Annotated in this window: 12 protein-coding genes and 1 pseudogene; 8 read left to right on the top strand and 5 right to left on the bottom strand. The window is 52.3% G+C overall.

What is annotated here, in order from left to right:
* Positions 1 to 209 precede the first annotated feature (209 nt).
* The 3 genes from HXS66_RS00695 (at position 210) to HXS66_RS00685 (ending at position 4342) form a co-directional block, all read left to right on the top strand.
* Complete coding sequence (locus HXS66_RS00695; RefSeq protein WP_176502659.1) at positions 210 to 1532, top strand: dicarboxylate/amino acid:cation symporter; 1323 nt, start codon at positions 210 to 212, stop codon at positions 1530 to 1532.
* Between the two features lie 136 nt (positions 1533 to 1668).
* Positions 1669 to 3219 (top strand): amino acid racemase, encoded by a 1551-nt coding sequence (locus HXS66_RS00690; protein ID WP_176502658.1) that lies wholly within the window; start codon positions 1669 to 1671, stop codon positions 3217 to 3219.
* Between the two features lie 199 nt (positions 3220 to 3418).
* Positions 3419 to 4342, top strand: a complete 924-nt coding sequence (locus HXS66_RS00685; protein ID WP_255303083.1) for a LysR substrate-binding domain-containing protein — start codon at positions 3419 to 3421, stop codon at positions 4340 to 4342.
* Between the two features lie 104 nt (positions 4343 to 4446).
* On the opposite strand, the gene HXS66_RS00680 is transcribed toward HXS66_RS00685, so the two are convergent.
* Both HXS66_RS00680 and HXS66_RS17405 read right to left on the bottom strand, forming a co-directional pair.
* Positions 4447 to 4800 (bottom strand): hypothetical protein, encoded by a 354-nt coding sequence (locus HXS66_RS00680; protein WP_240499551.1) that lies wholly within the window; start codon positions 4798 to 4800, stop codon positions 4447 to 4449.
* A 731-nt stretch (positions 4801 to 5531) separates the two neighbouring features.
* A pseudogene (locus tag HXS66_RS17405) lies at positions 5532 to 5720 on the bottom strand (IS30 family transposase); the annotation flags it as partial.
* A 295-nt stretch (positions 5721 to 6015) separates the two neighbouring features.
* On the opposite strand from HXS66_RS17405, the gene HXS66_RS00675 reads away from it, so the two are divergent.
* From HXS66_RS00675 to HXS66_RS00655, 5 genes are all read left to right on the top strand, one after another.
* Positions 6016 to 8256 (top strand): DUF262 domain-containing protein, encoded by a 2241-nt coding sequence (locus HXS66_RS00675; RefSeq protein WP_176502656.1) that lies wholly within the window; start codon positions 6016 to 6018, stop codon positions 8254 to 8256.
* A gap of 339 nt (positions 8257 to 8595) precedes the next feature.
* A complete protein-coding gene (gene zorA, locus HXS66_RS00670; RefSeq protein WP_176502655.1) occupies positions 8596 to 10566 on the top strand; it encodes an anti-phage ZorAB system protein ZorA in 1971 nt (656 codons plus the stop codon).
* Entirely contained in the window at positions 10566 to 11330 is a 765-nt protein-coding gene (locus tag HXS66_RS00665) for an OmpA family protein (protein WP_176502654.1), read from the top strand. The genes zorA and HXS66_RS00665 overlap by 1 nt, the downstream gene beginning before the upstream one ends.
* Complete coding sequence (locus HXS66_RS00660) at positions 11327 to 13168, top strand: EH signature domain-containing protein (RefSeq protein WP_176502653.1); 1842 nt, start codon at positions 11327 to 11329, stop codon at positions 13166 to 13168. The genes HXS66_RS00665 and HXS66_RS00660 overlap by 4 nt, the downstream gene beginning before the upstream one ends.
* Positions 13155 to 16190, top strand: a complete 3036-nt coding sequence (locus tag HXS66_RS00655) for a DEAD/DEAH box helicase (protein ID WP_176502652.1) — start codon at positions 13155 to 13157, stop codon at positions 16188 to 16190. Before HXS66_RS00660 ends, HXS66_RS00655 begins: the two co-directional genes overlap by 14 nt.
* Positions 16191 to 16532: 342 nt before the next feature.
* On the opposite strand, the gene HXS66_RS00650 is transcribed toward HXS66_RS00655, so the two are convergent.
* The 3 genes from HXS66_RS00650 to HXS66_RS00640 form a co-directional block, all read right to left on the bottom strand.
* Positions 16533 to 18104: a hypothetical protein gene (locus HXS66_RS00650; RefSeq protein WP_176502651.1), complete on the bottom strand. Its 1572-nt coding sequence runs from the start codon at positions 18102 to 18104 to the stop codon at positions 16533 to 16535.
* A 46-nt stretch (positions 18105 to 18150) separates the two neighbouring features.
* Positions 18151 to 18297, bottom strand: coding sequence for a hypothetical protein (locus tag HXS66_RS00645; RefSeq protein WP_176502650.1), 147 nt, complete (start codon positions 18295 to 18297; stop codon positions 18151 to 18153).
* 125 nt (positions 18298 to 18422) lie between these two features.
* Positions 18423 to 21623, bottom strand: a complete 3201-nt coding sequence (locus tag HXS66_RS00640; protein WP_176502649.1) for a type I restriction endonuclease subunit R — start codon at positions 21621 to 21623, stop codon at positions 18423 to 18425.
* Positions 21624 to 21640 lie beyond the last annotated feature (17 nt).

Below are 21640 nucleotides of genomic sequence, written 5' to 3'. Positions count from 1 at the left end.
GATCAGAACCCCGCTCCTGGAGCGGGGTTCTTGCGTTTCTGGCACCTTCTCACTGCCCGTCGAGCCCCATCGCAGCATCGTCATGCAAATCTTGCATGGAAAATCAAAATAAAGAATTGGTCGGACCTGTTCGCGCTGTATCACCATGACCCCGCATTCTGCGTCGCCTCAACGCGCAGCAAACAACAATGACAAGCAGGGTTTACCTCATGGCTGATACTGATTCGTTCGCCGAGCGCGATTCGCGCACCTCTGGTCCTGTCGCGCGCTTGCTGTCCCCGTGGACAGGCTTGCCGCTCTGGAAACAGATCTTCATTGCACTGGTGCTGGGCCTTGGGTTGGGCATCCTGCTCAACCAGACCGGCCGCGCCGATATCGCCGCCGACATCAAGCCGCTGGGCGATCTGTTCATCCGCGCGATCAAGATGCTGATCGTGCCGCTGGTCTTCGTCTCGCTGGTCACCGGCGTGGCCTCGCTTGACAACCTTTCCCGCCTGGGGCGACTGAGTCTCAAGACACTGGGGCTGTATCTGGGCATGACGGCGGTGGCGATCACCATCGGCCTGGGGCTGGCGGCTCTCTTCCAGCCGGGCGTGGGTATCGACCTGGGCAGCGCCGCCGGTGTCGAGGTGCGGGAAGCGCCGACCGCCGTCGAGACATTGCTTGGCTTGGTGCCGACCAATGCCGTCGAGGCCTTCGCCGAGGGCAATGTGCTGCAGATCATCGTCTTTGCGATCCTGTTCGGCCTCTCCATCACGCTGGTCGGGGAGAAGGCGCATCCAGTGCGCGTGTTCTTCGAGTCCGCCGCGGAAATCATCTACCGCATGACCAGCATCGTCATCGCCTTCACGCCCTACGGTGTCTTCGCGCTGATGGCCTGGGTCGCCGGAACCTACGGGCTGGCGATGCTCGCGCCGCTGGCCAAGGTGATCGCCATCGTCTATCTGGGCTGCATCGTGCACGCCGTGGTGGTGTATGGCGGCCTGCTGCGCTTCGTCGCGCACCTCAATCCCGTGCGGTATTTCCAGGGCAGTGTCGAGCCGATCATGCTCGCCTTCACCAGCACCTCAAGCTCCGGCACCCTGCCGGTGACCATGATGGCCGCCGAGCAGAATCTGGGCGTCAAGCGCAGCGTCTCGAGCTTCGTGCTGCCGCTGGGCGCGACCATCAACATGGATGGCACCGCGCTGTATCAGGGTGTCTGCGCGCTGTTCATCGCCCAGGCCTACGGTGTCGATCTGGGCATGACCGAGTACGTCACCATCATCATGACCGCCACCCTGGGCTCCATCGGCACGGCGGGCGTGCCGGGGGCGGGGCTGATCATGCTCTCGCTGGTGCTGACCTCCGTCGGCCTGCCGCTGGAAGGGGTCGCCATCATCGCCGGGATCGACCGTGTGCTCGACATGGCACGTACCGGGCTGAACGTGGCCGGCGACTGCGCCGTCAGCTGTCTGGTCGCCAAGAGCGAGAAGGCACTCGACGAAGAGGTCTTCAACACCCCACACGTGATGCGTTCGACCTTGAGCTGAGCGTCGCGCTGATGGAGGGAAGTGGCCTTCACTTCCCACTGACCGGCAGCCAGGAGGCGCTGCCGGTCGTCCTTCCCCAGGAATCTGTCGCCCTCAGGCCGACAGGCATGTCAAAGATGGTCAGGAGAATCGCGCCATGGAAGCGTCTGCCACACGGCTTTCTGTCAATCGGCTTTCTGCGGCTGGACTCGCTGCTGGCGGGCCCCGCAACGCGCCGGACACCGTCACCCGCTACGGTGTGGTCGGCGGGCTCGGAGCGCTGGGCAGCGCGGATGTATTGCTCAAGACCGTGCGAGCGGCCCAGTACTGCAAGCCCCCGCGCCGAGTGGACATCGCCTTCGAACAACGTCACTTCGAGGATGGCCCCGGCATCGCGGAAGAGGGCTATGACCCGCTGCGCCGCAAGTTCTATGTCTACAACGTGCTCAAGGACATGCAGGGCAAGGTCGAGAATGCGCTGGTGCCATGCTTTCTCTCGCATACCTTCCTGGCCGAGATCACCCCGGAAATCAGCGTGAACGTGGTGGATATCTTCGAGGCACTGCAGGACCGCATTCGCCGCGAGTACCCTGACGTTCGCAAGATCGGCGTGCTGACCTCAAGCTACGTGCGCGCCTCTGGCATCTTCACGCGTCGTCTGTCCGGGCCCGTATCCGAGCCCATGACCCGACCGGAAGGTGCCGAGCCCGGCGCGGAGCTCGAGGTGCTCTACCCGGAGGCGCGCGTGCAGCGTGAGGCATTGATGGAGGCCATCTATGGCCCGACCGGCATCAAGAGCGGCCATCATGGCGGTGAATGTCTGCAGCAGCTGATGGAAGCCTGCGATGATCTCATTCGTCAGGGAGCCGAGATCATCGTGCCGGGCCTGAGCGAGATCCCGGTGATGATGGCCTCGCTGCAGCCCCTGATTCCGGTGCCGTTGCTGGATTCCAATCGAATCTACGCCGAGTACGCGCTGGGACATGATCGCGAGCAGGAAGGGCGGCAGTTCAAGCTGGGCGTGCTGGGCGGCGTCGGGCCCGCTGCGACGGTGGACTTCATGCGCAAGGTGGTGGGACTGACACGTGCTGAGCGCGATCAGGATCACCTCAAGATGGTGGTGGAGCAGAATCCGCAGATTCCCGATCGCACCGCCAATCTGATCGGCAACGGGGAAGACCCGAGCATCCCGATGCTCGCCACCTGTCAGCGACTGGAAGCGGACGGTGCCAATGCCATCGCGATTCCCTGTAATACCGCGCATGCCTTCGTGGCGCGTATCCAGCCCTATATCGGCATCCCGATCATCAACATGCTGACGGCGGTGGTTGATCATATCGCCGCGCGGGAGACGCCGGTGGCGCGGGTCGGGCTGCTCGCGACCAGTGGCACCGTGGCCAGTCGGGTCTACCACGACATCCTCGAAGCCTCGGGGCGTGAGACGCTGGTGCCGGACGCCTCCCATCAGGCTTGCGTGATGGACGCCATCTACGGGCAGCAGGGCGTCAAGGCGGGCCACACCTCAGGCGAATGCAGTCTGAAGTTGGAAGCCGCCATCGAGCACCTGCTGGCCCAGGGGGCAGAGGTGGTCATTCTGGGCTGTACGGAGCTGCCGCTGATCGAACTGCCGAAAGCGCTGCGTGAGCGCGTGGCCTTGCTGGACCCCTCGGAGATACTGGCTCGCCGCTGCATCGCCATGGCGCAATAGCCCGAAGACCTCGTGCCGAAGACCTCGTGCTAAAGACGTCGAGGTGGAGAATGTGGCGCTGTAAAAACAGCGAGGGAAACAGACAGCACTGACTACGCGGAAGGAAGGAAGGAAGGAAGGAAGGCATGCAAGAGGACAGGAAGACCAGCCACGCTATACTGCGGCGCTATATGCCTCACTCCAGGAAATCGCTGTGGAAATGAACTGGCTGGAAGACTTCCTCACGCTGGCCGTCACGCGCAATTTCTCGCGCGCGGCTGAGTTGCGCAACGTGACTCAGCCGGCCTTCAGCCGCCGGATACGCAATCTGGAATACTGGGTGGGCGCGACCCTGATTGATCGCAGCCTGTTTCCGGTTGGGCTGACACCGGCCGGCGAGTCCTTCCAGCGGACGGCGCAGGATGTGCTCTCGGTATTGCGGGTCGGGCGGGAAGAAGCACTGGGCTTCGTGCCCAAGATCGAAGAGGTGGTGTCGATCTCGGCCTCCCACACGCTGGCGGTCAGCTTCTTCGTCGACTGGCATGAACAGCTCCAGACCCGGCTGGGCAAGCTCAAGGCGCGTATCGTGCCGGACCACGTCGCCGGCTGTGTCGATGCGCTGATCAGCGGCAACTGTGATCTGATGCTCGCCTACAACAGCCCATTGCTGCCGACGCTCACCGACATGGTGCGCTATCCCTCCATCGTGCTGGAGTCCGAGCGTCTGGTGCCGGTGAGTGCGGTAGATGAGGCAGGGCAGACGTTGTTCTCGCTGGAAAGCGACACTCCGCAACCGTACCTCTGCTACTCCAGTGACAGCTATCTCGGGCGGCTCACCGCGCTGATCCTCAATCGGGAATCCCTCTCGGCACGCCTCAACTTCTGCTACGAATGCTCGATGTCAGACGTGCTCAAGCGCGGAGCCCTGGCCGGCAGCGGTATCGCCTGGGTACCGGAGCGCGCCGTACGGGATGAACTCAACGTCGGTCGCCTGCGCATCGTCGGGGATGACCGCCACACCGCTCCGCTGGATATCTGCCTGTTTCGGCATGCCGAGCACGAACAACAAGTCGCGGAGCGCATCTGGCAAGCCTGTCTGGACACGCAAGCCAGCCGCACAGTCACCTCCGCCACTCAAGGGTGACCTCTCGGCCATAACGCCAGTGGCGGTGAGCGTCATCCGCCCACCGCCACTGGTCTTCGCTCTCATCCATCATCTCGCCAGGCTCGCGCAAGGGTATCGCAGACTCACGACAGACGCCGTGAATTGGCCGTCGTGCGCTTGTGCAGCGGCTTGATGAACTGCGTGCCCGTCGTCCACCACGGCACGACCTTGCCACCCGACATCGCGTTCATCCACGCCTTCTGCATCACGAACCACATCTCCCAGCTGGCGGCGATCTTCTCCGACACCATCTTCTGGTTCTCCGCGATCATCTTCGGATCCAGCGGTGACTGCGTCCCCCACAACTGCGTGCGCGACATGATGGTCGACATCGCCGTCGACCACATCTCCACCGATGTCGTCCCCAGCTTCCAGACATCGAACATCGCAGCAGGTGTCGTCGGGACCAACTCAGACCAGGCAGGTTGTTGAGTCATTGTGCTCTCCACGTAAAGGAACCTCATGACAGTCTTACGCCTGTTGATGCTGCAGTGCAACATTAGTTTTTTATATCCCTGAATGTGAGCGCGAAGCAGAGCCTCGATTATCAACACTTTCTTTACAAATCAGTAATTTATCGTTGATGTGGCTCAGAAAAACCGGAATTTTCCGTGCTGGGGCGGAAATTTCTCATGGGGTTGGGGAAAGTGGATTTTGGGATTTGGCGGCAATGTCTTACGTAGGCGTATGAATTTCTTGAAGCTCGGTATCAGTTCAGTCAGGCGGTAGACATAAGCGTTGGCGAATGGCGCGGAAAATTCCGGCGTGAAGCAGGGCGCGATAGAGGGGAGGGTGCAGCGAGGTGCGCTGATTATCGAGTCTGGTGTCTCGTTAATGCGACGCAGAGTGTCGCACTGAACTAACGATTGCTTCTCGCGCATGTCTCGACTCGGCTATTATTAGGTTTCTTGAAATTTCCTATATTCAAATATGCATTTCTCGCCAAGGCAGGACGCCATGGTGGAAGACCATGAGACGGAGCTCGCCCCAGAGGTAAGCGCCGTGCGGTAGCCGTGGTGTCAAAAGCCCTGATTTTGCCCACCAACAGCGGACACCCCGTTAAGGCAGTACACTGAACGAAGTGGCTCCATGGCAAGGGAAGCAACGTCGATCAATAAGACTTGCATCCGTTACTTCCAAGTCTACAAGGATACTGAGTGCAACCCCCCTATTGGATTGGGGCCGGTGCATTACCGTGTTTTGCGATCAGTTTGTTCATCACCTCGGTAGGGCATTTGAAGTCGAAGCGCTTCCGGAGGTGTATGTTCAGCTCGAAGGTAATGGCATCTAGCTCTTCTTAACGGGTCAGTGGCAAGTCCGTTCCCTTGCGGAGGTAATGGCGAATCAGGCCATTGATCTTGCCCAGTAACAGTGTACCTCCTCGTTAGGGTGTCCACTGTTACTGGGCAAGATTATGTTTCCCGTCGAAAGCAGCATCGGAGCCCTGGCTTCCCTTGTCTCGCTCGGGATCTATATCGCCTGCGGCATCAACGGAAACCGCTGGCGGGAGAAGAGCCTCTTCAGCCGCGGTTATGATCAGGTGGATACCGTGCCGGCCGCGAATCGCGAGGGCGCTGTTACCCTTCATTGGAAGGGGCGGTATGCAGGTGAATTACTATGGAAAGCAGTGACGCGCAGGGAGTTGAACCAGCATGAAGATTTCGACGCTACTCGATCAGATCGATAATGGACAGACGGCACTACCCGAATTCCAGCGCGGCTATGTGTGGAACCGCGATCAGGTACGCGGCCTGATGACCTCGCTCTACAAGCGCTATCCAGTGGGCAGCCTGCTCTCTTGGGCGACCGACGCCTGCACCGTCGGTCATCGGGGCGATCAACAGCTCAACGCCGGTACGGTCAACCTGCTGTTGGATGGCCAACAGCGAATTACTTCACTGTATGGCATCGTGAGAGGGAAGGCTCCGGCCTTTTTCGATGGCGATGAGCGCGCTTTCGCCGATCTTTATTTCAACGTGGAGAACGAGGAGTTCTCCTTCTATATGCCTAGCCGCATGGCCAATGATCCCAAATGGATCAGCGTGACGCAGTTGATGATCGATGGGGCCGAGTCGGTGACAGAGCGTCTGGCCGAGTCTCTTGAGTTGACCTTCAAGGAGGGGAGCCGATACAACAACCGGCTCAATCGGCTGCGTGATGTTCGCGATATCGAAGTGCACGTAGAGCAGATCTCCGGAGAGGACAAGACCCTTGACGTGGTTGTAGAAATTTTCAACAAGGTCAACAGTGGTGGCACCAAGCTCTCCAAAGGTGACCTTGCGCTGGCGCGTATCTGCTCCACGCAACCGGATGCGCGAGCCAGGATGCGCAAGGCCCTAGATGACTGGCGCGGCCAGGGTTTCCATTTCTCTCTCGACTGGCTGCTGCGCTGTATTACCACCCTTACCACCAACGAAGCCAAGTTCTCCTTCATCCACGACCTTGACGGCGAGCAGTTTGTTACAGGTCTGAACAAGGCCATCAAACACATCAGCTATTTGCTAGATGTGATCGGTGATCGTCTGGGGTTGGACCACCAGCAGGTACTCACCGGCCACTATGGTTTCCCGGTACTGGTGCGCTTCATCGAAGAGAAGGGCGGCAAGATCAACGATAAGGCCACACTCGAGTCGATGCTTTTCTGGTTTATCCACGCGGCGATATGGGGGCGATACTCCGGTTCGACCGAGAGTGTGCTCTCAAGGGACCTCGGCATACTCCTCGATAACCAGCCTCGCGGCATTGAGGCGCTTATCAAGGAGCTGCACCTCTGGCGTGGCAACCTCAAGGTTCGCGCCGATCACTTCTCCGGGCATACGCGCGGCAACCGTTTCTATTCGTTGCTCTACATGCTGACGCGTACCGGCGAAGCGCAAGATTGGGGCCTGGGGCTCGTGCTCAAGAAGAACATGCTCGGCAACAACTCATCTCTCGAATTACACCATATCTTCCCCAAGCACCGTCTTCGTGAGTTCGGTTACGATCATCAGCAGGTCAACTCCTTGGCGAATTTCTGCTTCCTGACCAAGGGCTCGAACCTCAGCATCTCCAATCGCTTGCCTGTTAAGTATTTTGAGGAAGTGCTCAATCGTTACCCGAATGCCCTGCAGAGCCAATGGGTGCCGATGCAGCCAGAGCTGTGGCAGATCGAACGCTATCCAGACTTCCTCAAGGCACGCCGTGAGTTGCTCGCTGAAGCGACCAACCGGCTCCTAGACGAACTCTATTACTTCGATGACAGCCAGGATACTGAGACTAACTCGGGGCCTGTTCGCGTAGTCCCGGGGGGAATCGAGAGCGAAGAAGAGGAGCAGGAGCTTTGCGCGCTCCAGGCGTGGATGGAACTTCACAAGCTGCCCGCCGGTGAGCTCGAGTACGAGCTAAACGACGCACAGAGTGGCGCACTCCTTGCCATCCTCGACCTGGCATGGCCCGAGGGTATCCAGCCAGGGTTGAGCGCACCCGCAGTCCTGCTATTGAATGAAGAAAGTGAACTGATCAAGGTAGCTAACCGAGCTGGCTATCACGTCTTCGTACACGTCGATCATCTCAAGCGCCATGTGGCTGAACAGATTCTTGATGATCCCCTAGCGGTGCTCCCCTCTTGGGCGCAGCACCTGGAAGATATGGCAGCAGTCCCCGTGGTGGAGTGGATTGTCGACCAGGAACTGCCTCGCCCCGTCATTGGGCAGGATATCGAGGGCGCCAGCGGCGAAATCGTTGGCAACTTCGAGCTTTCCTGGCCGGAGCAGCAGGTGGGGATCTGGAACGACCATGGAAAGGCTTCACCCATCCCGCAGACGCTAGCCGGCTGGCAGCTCTACCAACTGGATGAAATTCGACAAGCGCCCTACCTGCTGTCACAACAGCTGATACAGTGCGTCAGTGCCTGACAAGGGGCTCGCCATAATGAAGATCACTCAACCCTCAGGGCTGTTCCTTACTTTTCGCAGTCGGCACGCCGGGATTTCCGACGAGGAGTTGTATGTGGTGATGTGCGTGGGCTGGAAGATTGGCGAGCATCCTAGGTAAGCGTGCGACGATGTCTGCATTGGCGGAGGGAGGAGATGTGTCAGTTTTTTTTCTAAGGGAACAGCGATCCGATATGTCAATGTCGATATATATATATTTAAATGAATTGAGTGGTATTAATAATGCTTGAGTCTATTTCGCATCTTTTACCAAATTTTCAAGCTATGAATCCTTTAGCGTTCCAGAGCAATGAACTCCAGATGAGCGACTGGTTCTGGTTAGCCATGATGGCGATAATCATGATCGCTATTGTATCTTTAGGATATTATTTTAATAAATACAGGAAGAGCATCAAGTTTGTTGAGAGCCTTATCAAGGGGCAGTCAAGGGAAGAGCTGGCTTGGAAACGACAGCAAATACTAAAACAGGCAGAAGATTCAGACACCCAGGCAGGGAAACTATGGGGAGAGTTTGATGAAAGCCTAGTATATTCTCCAGATAAAGATAAGCTTTTCAATACACTAGATGCCGACCATTTCTTTAACGGAAGAACGTTAGCATACGGTCTGACATCAAGTCGTCTTCTAGCGGCTACTCCAACCTTTCTCACCGCGATCGGGGTATTAGGAACTTTTATTGGTCTAACTATTGGTTTAAGAAACCTGCAGGTCAATACAGACGATGTTGATACGTTGCGAGCTGGCATTGCAAGCATGATCAATGGTGCCGCAATTGCTTTTTTGACATCTGTTTGGGGGGTTGGACTCAGCCTCTTGCTCAATGTGATAGAGAAGATGATTGAGCGAAGCGCTTTGAGGCGTATCAACAGGCTTCAGCATGACATTGATTTTCTTTACCCCCGTATGCCTGCCGAGCACTCACTTATCCATATTGCTGAATCCAGCATGGCAAGCAAGGAAGCATTGCAGGAGTTACATGAACGTATCGGGGATAGGCTTCAGGAAACCGTTAGTGGCATGAGTGAGGCCATGCAGCAGGCAGTATCAGACTCCCTGAACAATGTCATGGCTCCAGCCATTCAGGCATTGGTGGATAACGCGAGTAATCAGTCTACTGAAGTGCTCGAAAAACTCGTGGGCAACTTCACCGAAGGCGTAAAATCGGCGGGAAGTGAGCAGAGTCAAGCGCTTGAAAGTGCCTCCGAACAGGTAAATCAAGCAGTAAGCTCAATGACTGTGAAGATGGATGAGCTCTTTACTACACTAACGGAGAAGCAAAACAGGAGTGGAGCACAGGCTGAGAAGACCTCTCGTGAATTTGCACATCAGCTGGAACAGCAGCGAGAGACTGCTTTGGAGCAACAGTCTGCATTGACTCAAAAGTTCGAATATTTCATGGAGCAGATGACGCAGTCAATGGAACACCAGTTCCGTCACACCTCTGAGCGAGATGAGCAACGTCAGCGAGCGCATGAAGAAAGCCTAAAGCAAATATCTGAATCTCAGGCAGAGGCGATTGAGAGTCAAATGGCGCTGGAAGCGAAAAGAGACCAAGATCGTGCCGCCAAGTTTAGTGAGCAACAGAAAGCGGTTGAAGAAAGATTTAGTGTTCTCATCGAGAAGCTTGTCAGTGAGCAGCAAGAGTTGATGAGACAGGTAGGAGAGGCTTCGAGGAATGCTAATCAGCATCTTGATGGCATTTCTTCACAGTATGGCAAGCTGTCTGGCGCGCTGGGTGAAGTCGCCAAGTCGGCTGAGCGTAGCAGTCAAAATATGACTAATAGCGCGACCCAGCTAGGAACACTGTCGGCTAATCTCCACAAGACTACTACGGTGCTTGATGAGAGAGTCAAGGCTGTTACGGAAAGCCTGGATAGTGTTTCGATAAAAAATAGCGAGGTCCTTGATAACATTACAGAACATGCAAATTCTTTATCCAGGTTGCAGGAGACTATCAGTAATACGTCCCATCAACTTGAATCCGCAGCTAGATTTGCCAATGAAGGGTTCGGTGAACTAAGTAACCAGAATGAAGAATTTATAAGTAAGCTGAGAGATGAGTTTAACCGGCTGGGCGAGTCTCTTAGTGAGCAGGTGGGAAATATTGAAAAGCAAGCAGAAGAGTGGCTGAGGGCGTACAGCAAAGAAGTTCGTGAGCAGGTCTCCGAACGTATGGAAGAATGGAATAAAAACACCTTATCCTTTGCGGATCAAATGAAGAGAACTGTGATGGCTATCAATGGTATTGTGGATGATTTGGAGCGTCGTTAATGAAGCTTTATAGACGTGAAAAAGCCACAGTCGATGAGGAAAATCCATATTGGATGTCATTTTCTGACATCATGTCAGCCTTGTTGATCATTTTTATATTGGCGTCGGTAGTGTTAATAGTTCAGATCATGGAGATTCGTGAGCAGCTGGAAGAGCAGCAGCAGGAATTCACTAAAGAAATTCATATGCTCGGTCAGGCGGACGAAGTCAGAAGAACTATTCTCCATGAGACTGCTGACGAGCTTCACCGTCGGGGTATTCGGGTTTCTGTCAGTGAAAATGATACCGTATTAAGCATACCGAATGAGATTCTAGGGTTTGAAACTGCCGAATTTATCATTGGACCGCAGTATCGGGAGACTGCCTCGCAGATTGGTAACGTCCTAGCTGAGGTGATTCTCAAGAACAATAGAATTAAATATCTCGACACTATTTTTGTCGAAGGGCATACAGACAACCGTCCGTATCAAGGAATGAGTGGAAAGGGAAACTGGGGGCTTTCGGCATTTCGGGCGATTTCTCTGTGGCAACATTGGCTAAACGTTTTACCAGATAACCGAAGTCTGGAAAGCTTGACCAACCTGGATGGGCTGCCGGTATTTTCAGTTAGTGGATATGCCGAAACACGTCCTGTCACAGATGTTCAGGTATCCGAGGAAGATCTTCGGGCCAATAGAAGGATAGATATAAGGTTTACGATACGTCGGCCTACAGTAGAAGATTATCAAGAAATCCAAGATAAATATGTGGATGAGTCGTTGTGATACTGCCATCTCTCGAGGTAGTTAATATAACTTGGAAGGCTCTTTCACTAGAGCCTTGGGATGAGATCACTTCGTCCGCAAAAAAGGTTGAGAACGATGCTGGGCGAGGTGAAGTTTATCAAAAAGCTGAAGGGGAAATTAAAAAGGTTGCCAATAATAAAAGATTTGAGGTGCTACCAAGCCTGCTCATGAAAAGAGTGGCCGTGCGCGCACTCACTCAGCTATGGCTCGATGATCCTGAAGTTCTGAAGAAATTGATTAGTCCTAGGCTTCTTGAGGTTATCGTTGAAGCTCAGCAGCCTCGCCTAGGCAGAGTGCCTCTTCTCAATATTCTCCAGCTCTATTTCCAGGAATTCGATAACTTGGATCGCCTGCCTTCATCAAGCGATGGTTCGCTGAGAGAATCCATTGAGAAAACTCTTATTGATCAGGCAAGTAAAATCAAGATTGTGGAAGAAGAACTGGCTATTGATGACCTTATAGAAGTTGTCAACCGTCAAAGCGACTGGATCCTGACAGTTGATGGGCCGTCCCAGTTAGTGAAGTATGCTGTCAATAATAGCATTTCGTTGCAGGAAACATTCTCTAGGTTTGGATTATTAGGTGTTGATGGGGGCCGTTATTCGGATATTTGTCGTGCGCATTATTATTTAGAAAAGTTAAAGTACGTTAACGAAAATGAGTGGTCGCCGATTTTTGATGAACTTTTGCACCAGGATGTGTCGAGGGCACCCTATCGGAGCGAGGGTAAGAGGATTGGTCATGCAGCCCTTGAGATCCTTATTGATCGTGTAGCGGAGGCGAGCGAAACTTGGCAAGATTTCATGTTGAGCTTGGCTGGTGATCCGCGTGTATCAAGTAAGGTTAAGAGCTACCGAGAGTGGTGGGCACCTTTAGGTGAAATGCGTGTTGAAAAGGTTAGAGGGTGGCTTTCCAAGCAGGATCTTCGCCTCTTTCTTCAAGCGCTGGAGCAGTATGGGGAAACCACCAATAATGCAGAATTGGTGAGGATGTTTCCCGCTAGGAGAACGTTCCTAGAGGGGCTTTTCAGGCTTAAGATGATCAAGAGCACTAGACTGATGCTTGGCAGCAAGGCTGAGCACTCAGTAAAAAGAATCTTGAAGGATGAGCTGAAGGTTAACTATATAAAGTTAAATGGTCAGCTTTCCGACAAGGCGATCATATACTTGGATTGTGGAGACTTCCATTTAATAGAGGGTTCACATAGTTTCAAACTTTGGATTTACCTGGCTCCACCGAGTAATCGGTATGTTGGATATGAGGTGTCAGTATTATCTCATTCTGACTTGACAATCCTGTTGCCCAAGGGATATCGGGAAGAGTATCCTGGCTTGAATCACGCTGCCATCGTTCATGCTCCTTCTACTTGGCAGAATAAAGTATTTGAGTTTTTGGCTAATAATGGTATTGAGTTGGATATTGAAGCCTTGCTGAGAAAGGAAGATTACAAGCGATATATTTCCAGGTTTGGTATGCCAGTTGTGAAGCCCATACCACCGGTCATAATGTCATCGCCAGCTGAAAAATTTATTACTGCTGATAAAAATATAGGTTTTGATGAGTTGGTAAAAAGGAATCATTTCGAAGGCGTCTCATCACCTTTGGCAATTCAGATTTTGCTTTATTTATATATATATCCAGGTAGCAAGGCAAGGGATGCTTCTAAACATTTAGGTCTGCCATTGACAGACATCAACCATACCTTGCACTGGGACCTGCAAGGTTATTGTCAGCAAACGTCTGATTTCAAATGGGTCGTTACAGAAGATGGTGAGAGCATATTGAGGAACAGTGGGGTTCTCGATGATGAAGAATAAACTTCGGAAAATCCTGAGAAGTATTCTGCCTGATGAAGGTGATCATCAAGGTGGTGCAGAGAGATTTGAGTTAACATTTGATGATGACGGTGTCAAACTATATCTTGATAAGCATGAGTTTGAGACATTTCTTTCGGGTAAGGGCTCTCCCAACCTTAACCTGCAGGGGGTTGTTCTTCGTATGCTCGAAGAGCAGGGGCTTGCCACGCGGTTTCCTAACGGTTTCAGCCTTGACACGCTCGTCGCTGCTTCGTTGGATAATGAGCAAATAGAAATTCTGGAGCTTCCACCCCAGTTTAAGGGAGAGTTTACGGCATCCATCAAAGGTCACTCTAACAATAAGGGATTTTCTGTAAAGGTTTATCCTGTTTTTAATGGAAATCAGGTTCCCTGTCGTATCAAAGGTGCTCTCATGGAAGTCGGGCCTGATAATCGCTACTTGCTCGTTCACTCGCAGTTGATAGCATTTCAGGCGCTGGAAAAGCATTCAATGCTACCTGAGAATCTTAAGGAGAGCAGTGACAACCTACGACTTCTAGCTTCACTGCAGATGGCCAAGCGAAGCGGTATGAACGTTGACTTGAGCCATTTCGAAAGAATCAATGTTGAAAAGGCAGAAGAGATTGGTGTTATTGCAAAACAGTTGCCTGATGGTAGCTTGGAGCTTTTTCCTAGTGTTGGCGATGGCTTGGATGAGATTGAAAACAGGCTTGGTCAGTTGGATATTAATTCAGATGACGGTGTGATTAGAATAAAAAACAAGGTGGTAATACTTGACGAAGAAAGGATGAGCGGTGTTAGAGAGGTAATGAATAATCGCCGAATTCCCTCAGAAAGCGTGGCTGACTTTATCAATTCTCCCTCTGCTTTTCTTGATGCTTCTTTAGTTAATCTAGACCTTGGTTTTTCGGTTCGCGTGCTTGGTGTAGGCAAGATAAAGCATATGGATTTTGGAGGCTTGGAACAAGGAAATAACGACTGGTTTGGCGTTGAACAGTCAGCCTCACCTCCCGAGATTATCAATAAGCTCATCAAAAGCCATGAGGAGTTTGAGGATTTTCAGAGGAAACTCGATGTAGCTTGTTCTCAAGGAGCGCAGACTGTTGACTTTCAAGGAGAGAGTGTTGACATATCGAATATCGAGAATGTAGAAAGTATTCTAGGTAAGGTGGCGAACCGTCTTGATAATAAAGAGAAGTCAGAAGAAGATATTGATCAAATTGTCGATAGAACTGATACCCAAGTTGGCATAATTGTAAAAGATGCTGAAGACAACGGTGAATCCCTAAGAGCCAGGCTCGATGCACACACGGTAAAGAACCAACCTGACTGGGAGATTTATGCCAGGAAGCCTTTTCCCCACCAGGAAGAGGGGGTGAACTGGATGCTGAAGCTGATTGAACTGAGTACTCTGGATAAAGGTGATAGTTTTGAGCGTATCCAAGGGGGGGTTCTAGCTGATGACATGGGGTTAGGTAAGACATACATGTCACTCGTGGCCATCAATGAGTATCTATTACACAGCAGACGGAATGAGTTGAAAGAGAAACCCATTCTCATCGTTGCCCCTCTTAGCCTTGTGGAGAATTGGGAGCAGGAGGTTTCACTTACTTACAAGACTATTCCTTTCAAAGATGTCAAGATCCTTCAGTCTGGCCGAGATCTTGCCGAGTTCAAGAAGAAAGGTGAGAAACGGGAGTCCGCACAGGCTTCAGAGCTATTGAACGAAGAGGGCCAGATGGACCAAGATAAGGTTCGATTTGCTCTCCATGTTGGGCCAGACGCAGGCTCAAAAAGGCTCGATATCAATAGACGACTCGTTGTTACGACGTATCAAACTCTCCGTGACTACCAGTTCTCACTATGTCTCGTTGACTGGGGAATGGTCATCTTTGATGAGGCCCAAAATCTCAAGAATCCCAATACGCTGCAGACACATGCAGCAAAGGGGCTTAATAGCGATATCAAGATATTGGCTACTGGTACTCCTGTTGAGAACTCTCTCGGTGACTTCTGGTGCCTGATGGATACTGCGCAGCCTGGATTGTTGGGAGATTGGGTTTATTTCAGAGATAAATGGGTGTCCCCTATACTACGTGCCTCTGAAGACGAGAAGGATTCCATTCGTCAATCGATTGGTCAAGATCTACGTTCTGCAGTCGGTGGCTTTATGCTGCGTCGCATCAAGGAAAATCAACTCTTAGATCTTCCTACTAAGAGTATCTATAGTGGTGTGCCTGTATCATCGCATAACGTTTCCTACAGTCCAAAGCTTTCATCTGTTATGAGCGGTGCTCAACTATCCCACTACGATGAAGCAATAGAAGTCTATCGAAAACTGAGGGCTGAAGCAGATGATGTCAGAGGCATCGCGCTTTCGACACTGCAGAAATTGAGGACAATATCGCTTCACCCACGTGCTGGTGCGCCATTGCAGTCCTTGATTTCCAATCCTGAGTCATACCGAGAGATTATGTCTCAATCTGCCAAGATGAGGGTTGCCCTCAATATTCTTGATGACATAAAGGAGGCTCGTGAAAAGGTTATTATATTTATTCTTTCAAAAAATGTGCAACGTTTCGTGAAGATATGGTTGGATAAAATATATGGGCTTGATGTCAATATTATAAATGGCGATACATCTGCGGTAGAAAAAAAAGGAGATAGCCTCACTAGGAAGGGCTTAATTGAGCAGTTTGAATCTGTTCAGGGCTTCAATGCCATTATCATGTCACCGGTTGCTGCAGGTGTTGGTCTGACGGTTGTGGGTGCTAACCATGTCATTCATCTGGAACGCCACTGGAACCCCGCTAAAGAGGCACAGGCTACCGATCGGATTTATCGTATTGGTCAGAGGAAAAATGTCTATATTAATATTCCTACGGCCTTACATCCTGTGCACGACTCCTTTGATGTTCATCTCGATCGATTACTCAGCGGGAAGCTTCTATTAAAGGATGCTGTTGTGACCACTGATGTGGTCAGCGAAAGTGAAGTGTTGAAGTCGCTAGGGCTTGAGTAGTACTAGCTTTACACCATTGTTGTTAATTTGTGGATAGGCTGAATGCTCGGATTCTATTTAACTACCGCTGGGGAAGACGCTGCTATGCTGCTTTTGAGGCCGTCAGCTAGTACTTCAGAACCTCTCGCTTCGCCGTCATAATCCTAGCCTGGAGTTATGGAGCGAAGGGTACTGTGACTATGTCCATAGTTGTACCCTTCGATAAATTACGGGTTTCTCTCCTGAGCCTCAGCCAAGGGCAAGCCGTCAACGAGGAAGTTAGGCCGATATTACAGTGCTTTGAAAGCTGTCTATATTGGTAGATTTCGCTTCAGATCAGCTTAATGGATAAGGCTGTATCAATTACAATCGTGGATATTTACAGTTCTTTAAACCTAAAAAGTTGTAAGCAACTCTAAGATTTTCATCAGTAGGTTCTTCGTCACGCAGCCACCTCACAGGTATCCCTAAATACTTTGCCCACAGAGCTGCTTTTTTGAATTCTTTCCATTTGTCAAGTTTTGCACAAACCTCTATGTGCTGGTTTAGGGTTCGATAGAAAGTGTTTCCTGCTCTATACTTTCCATACTGAAACGATTTCTGAAAATACTGATGTGCTTTTTCAAACTCGTCCTTTCTATAGTAATAGCCGCCGTATAACCAGTCCGCTACCCACGGAAGTTGTTTGTCAAGATTATATACTTGTAGTGAATTGCTAAAGTTATCGATATCTTTTGATGTAATGTTATTATCGTTTATCATGGTCAATGCTATCGGCATCAACAGTGAAAAGCCTTCGGGTACGTTGACAGGGCTAATATCATACGCATACTCAGGCACTTTGGCAGCATAGTTACCATATTTTTTTGCCAGCCAATTGACCATCGCTCTATCGATAGATCTTTGGTGCAATATATGTTTAGATATAGGATGTCTAGCTCGCTGACATTTCTCATGAAAGAACGGTATGTACGTAGATAGCATTTTATATTTTAGCTTTTGTGCAGAAATATTGTCATCTATTTCTCGTAACTGAATCTCTTCAGAGTAATTTTTCTGGAACTCATCGATGTCTTCTCTGATCCAGTATACATATTGTTTTATTTGGTCTGTTAGCTGGAATAATGTCTCAGTGCCATAGTTTCTCTTCACGTCTTGCGCTAATGAAGTCAGAACTAGAGATAGAGATATAGTGGCTAGTATACTGTCCTTTACTTCACTCGGTATCTTCTTTCCATTGTTTTCCTGAGCTTCCAGCGAGTCGCGAATATTTTTTGTCAATCCGAGCATGCTGGGTATAGACTTTCCGCGCGTCCATTTACTGGCATTTTTGAGATTATTCTCTAATCTATTGAAAACATCCTGGCTATCAGCTGGTTTATGGAATTGAGTTTGCGAGAGGTCGGTTACTGAGTATGCCCATTTCATTGCGTTGGCTATCGGCCATACTATTTTTCCATCCCTTTCTTCTGGAAGATACCAGAAGTCCTCTTCTGGCCATACTGCGTCTGGTCTTAAGTGTTGGTATATTAGATATGCCAAGCTTGATTCCGTAACACAAGCTTCTATAGCAAAGTTTTTTATAAAGTATAGGACGGTATCCCTTTGACTCATGAAGGTACCTTGACTAACTAGCAGCTCTTTATAGCTGTCGTGTAACTTGTTGGCTACTGAGCATATCTGGGCAGCTACTATAGGACAGGAAATAGAGTCTTTGAGATAATTGTTTATTGAGGGAATCAGGGCATCAAATTGTGCCTGTAAATGCCCTTCCTCTCGGGCAAGCCTTTCAATTTGCTTTTGAATTTTCTTTTTTTCTGCTTCACTCGTATTTGTATTCTCTTTGACTTCATTCTTACGAGGTAGAATACCCATAGTAGACACAAAATATTTGATAGCCTCTCCCAAGGAGGGGTAAGTATATTGAGTTGTCATGTGTATAGTTAGGCCTCGGTTTTTAGCCGAGGCCTTGACTCCATGTCTATTTGTTGTTTGGATTTAATTGCTTGCCGCGGTTTCCATGAACCTTGGAATTCTCGCGATTTGTGCCAGTAGTACCACGATTAGGATTAAGCGCCCGAGAGCGGTCATTTTGTTGTTGCTGGTTAGATTGCTTGGAATGTTTCATGTGTTGTCTCTCTCCAGTGGGTGAGAGTGAATCTTATAAAATTGACCTTGACTCGGACCAACCTCTTTTTGGCGACGGACTTTTTCGTTCTGTCGATCCCTGGTTCCCAGGACTGCTTCAAGCCCTTATCCCTGCACCCCCTTGCCACCTTCACTACGCTGCCTGAGCAGCTGATACATCAGGTGAGCGAAGCGTTTCTCTATCCCGCCGTCTTCCAGTATCGGCATGGACATCTTCTCTTGGTCAGCCAGTGCATCGAGCAGTACGTCGTTTAGGCGTTTGGGTAGCAGGCCCTTCATGGCGTCTTCGAGGCTGTAGCTGTTGACCTGCCCCATGAGGTCTTCATCGCGCTCCAGGCGTGTAGCGAGACCATTGGCGAAGTGGAGTTTGTCGTCGTCCTGGATCTCGGCACCGTAGAGGTCATTCAGGGTGGCGATGATCTCATCCAGCTTCCTCTTCTCCGGGGCCTTCGGGGTGCCGGAGCCGACCTCGGTGATGGAGTCCAGCCCGAATTCACCTTCCTGCTCTTCCAGACGCAGCTCCTGCTCCTGATGCTTGGTCTGGCGGTAGTGCGTCAGCTCTAGCTCGCTGACGTCCAGCTCCGGGTCCTTGAGACGGTCTTCCCGCAGTAGTGGACTCAGGTGCTTGGCGAACACGCAAAGCTGCTCCAGCTCTGTATCCTCGTAGGAGATGATCTGTGAGAGAAACTCGTAGGCGCGCACGAAGCTTTTGAGGTTCTTGCGGAACAGGTCGAGCTCATCACGAGAGGTGCCTGCATCCTTGAGCTCTTGCTCGGCGCGCTTAAGGCCCATCTCATCGCCATTCTTCTCGGCAGTGTCGCGTGCATCACGCCAGGCACGGATGTGCTCGGTCAGCGCGACATAACGCTTGTTGAAGCGATCACGCGCCGGGTCACAGTAAAACGACAGCTTCGATGACGGCGCCTTGGGGTCAAAGAAGGCTTCGGCAAACTGGGTGACTTCCTGTCCGTGGTAGATGCCGGTGTCATCCAGACTTTGCTGCATGTCATAGATGACTTGCGGGTCTGACACCGTGGCCAGCTCGCTTTCCCGGTAGTAGGGCGCGAAGGCATCCAGAATGTCCTGAGTGTCATTGAAGAAGTCGAGGATGAAGGTTTCCTTGCCGGGGAAGAGACGATTGAGGCGCGAGAGGGTCTGTACGCACTCCACGCCCTGCAATTTCTTGTCCACGTACATGGCGCACAACTTGGGCTGGTCGAAACCGGTCTGGTACTTGTTGGCAGCGATCATCACATTGAAGTCGTCGCTATCGAGTGCCGTGGCAAGGTCGCGGCCTTTTACTCCTGCATTGAGCAGGGCGCTGGCCTCGGTGACTTCTTCAGGGATGACATCATCGGCCGGTACGCTTCCCGAGAAGGCCACCAGCGGGTGCACGTCGTCGTAGCCTTTGTCTTTCACATAGGCGAGCATCGCCAGCTGATAGCGTACAGCCTCTTGCCGACTGCTGGTGACCACCATCGCCTTGGCTTGCCCGTTGAGCAGATGGCGCACGTTATGGCGGAAGTGCTCGACGATGACTTCGACCCGCTGATTGATGTTATGCGGGTGCAAGCGTACCCAGCGCGCCAAGGTACGGCTGGCCTTCTTGGAATCTACCTCTATCTCGTCGCCATCCGGATGCGAGAGCTTCCATGCCGTCTTGTAGGTGGTATAGCGACGTAGCACATCGAGAATGAAGCCTTCCTCGATGGCCTGACGCATGGAGTAGAGATGGAAGGGGCGCGGCTTGTTGCTGTCACTGGCTGGCAGCTCCGGCTCTGGGCGTACCCCGAATAATTCCAGGGTGCGGCCCTTGGGCGTGGCGGTGAAGGCGTAGTAGCTGATGCGCTGACTGGCACTGCGCGCGGCCACGGCGGCTTCCATCACCTCTTCACTGCTCAGCTCGGCTTCTGGATCCTTGGTTTGCCCAGCGCTGTTGAGCAGGGCTTTGAGCTTGCCCGCAGACGAGCCCGTCTGGGAGGAGTGGGCCTCGTCGGCGATGACGGCGTAGTGGCCTTTTGCCAGCTTGGGGCGTTTCTCCAGTGCATCGAAGAGGGCGGGGAAGGTCTGCAGGGTCACGATGATGATGCGGGTGTTGGCCGCCAGGGCATCCGCCAGCTGGGCTGACTTGCTGGCACTCGCGCCTTCACGGCTGATGGGGCACACCACGCCGTGGGCATGTTCAAACTGATAGATGGTGTTCTGCAGCTGACTGTCCAGCACGGTGCGGTCCGTCACCACGATGACGGAGTTGAACATGCGGCTGCCATCCTCGGCATACAGGTTGGCCAGCTGGTGCGCCGTCCAGGCAATCGAGTTTGACTTGCCAGACCCCGCACTGTGTTGAACCAGGTAGCGGTTGCCGGCGCCGTCACGACGTGTGGCTTCCAGCAGCTGATTGACGACCTGCCACTGATGGAAACGCGGAAAAATCATCGTTTCCTTCTTGGGTCGGTTGCCCTCAAAGTCTTCGTCCGATTTCTTTTCCAAGTGCAGGAAACGGCCGATGATCTTCAGCCAGGCATCCGGCTGCAGTACCTGCTTCCACAGGTAGTCGGTGGCATAGCTGTTGGCGTCCTCTGCCAGTGGGTTGCCCGCACCGCCTTCCACGCTGCCACGGTTGAAGGGCAGGAAGAAGGTCTTGTCACCGGCTAGGCGAGTCGTCATCGCCACCTCATCTTGGCGCGCTACGAAGTGCACCAGCGCGCCGCGCTTGAAGGCAAGCAGAGGCTCTTCCTTGCGGGTGGTAGGGGCTTTCAGCGGGCGGTCCTTACGGTACTGACGTTTGGCGGCCTCCAGCGACTGCTTGAATGCGCTTTTCAGTTCCAGTGTGGCTATCGGCAAGCCATTGACGAACAGCACTAGGTCCAGTCGTGGGTTGTATCCGGCCTTGCCAGTGCCGCTGTTCTTGGCATATGGAGAGTAGGATACCTCTGGAACCACGCGCAGGATGTTGGCCTGATAGCGCTGCACCGACTCCGGGTTCATGACGTGGTCAGGCATGAAGCTGCACAGAGTAAGCGGAGTTCCCGGCACACTGAAGCCGTGGCGCAGCACGGCAAGCGTGCCCAGCTGCTTGAGCTGGCGCTCTACCTGCCGAATCAGCGCTTGCTCCGGATTCTGCGGATTGCTGCTGCAGAACTTATCCCAGCGCTCCGGCCAGGCGGCCTTCTGGTAGGCAATCACATCTTCGGGGTAGAGCGCCGTGGCGCGATCATACTGACTCGCCTTGCCCAGCCGCCAGCCACTGGCGACGAGGCTATCGACGATGTCCTGCTGAAACTGCGCTTCCTTGCTATCAGCCATGAGGCATTCCTGCTTGT

The organism is Cobetia sp. 5-11-6-3, from assembly GCF_013374055.1.
Classification (GTDB): Bacteria; Pseudomonadota; Gammaproteobacteria; order Pseudomonadales; family Halomonadaceae; genus Cobetia; species Cobetia marina.
Note: the sequence above shows the minus strand (reverse complement) of the source record. Positions and strands in the feature narration are given on the sequence as shown.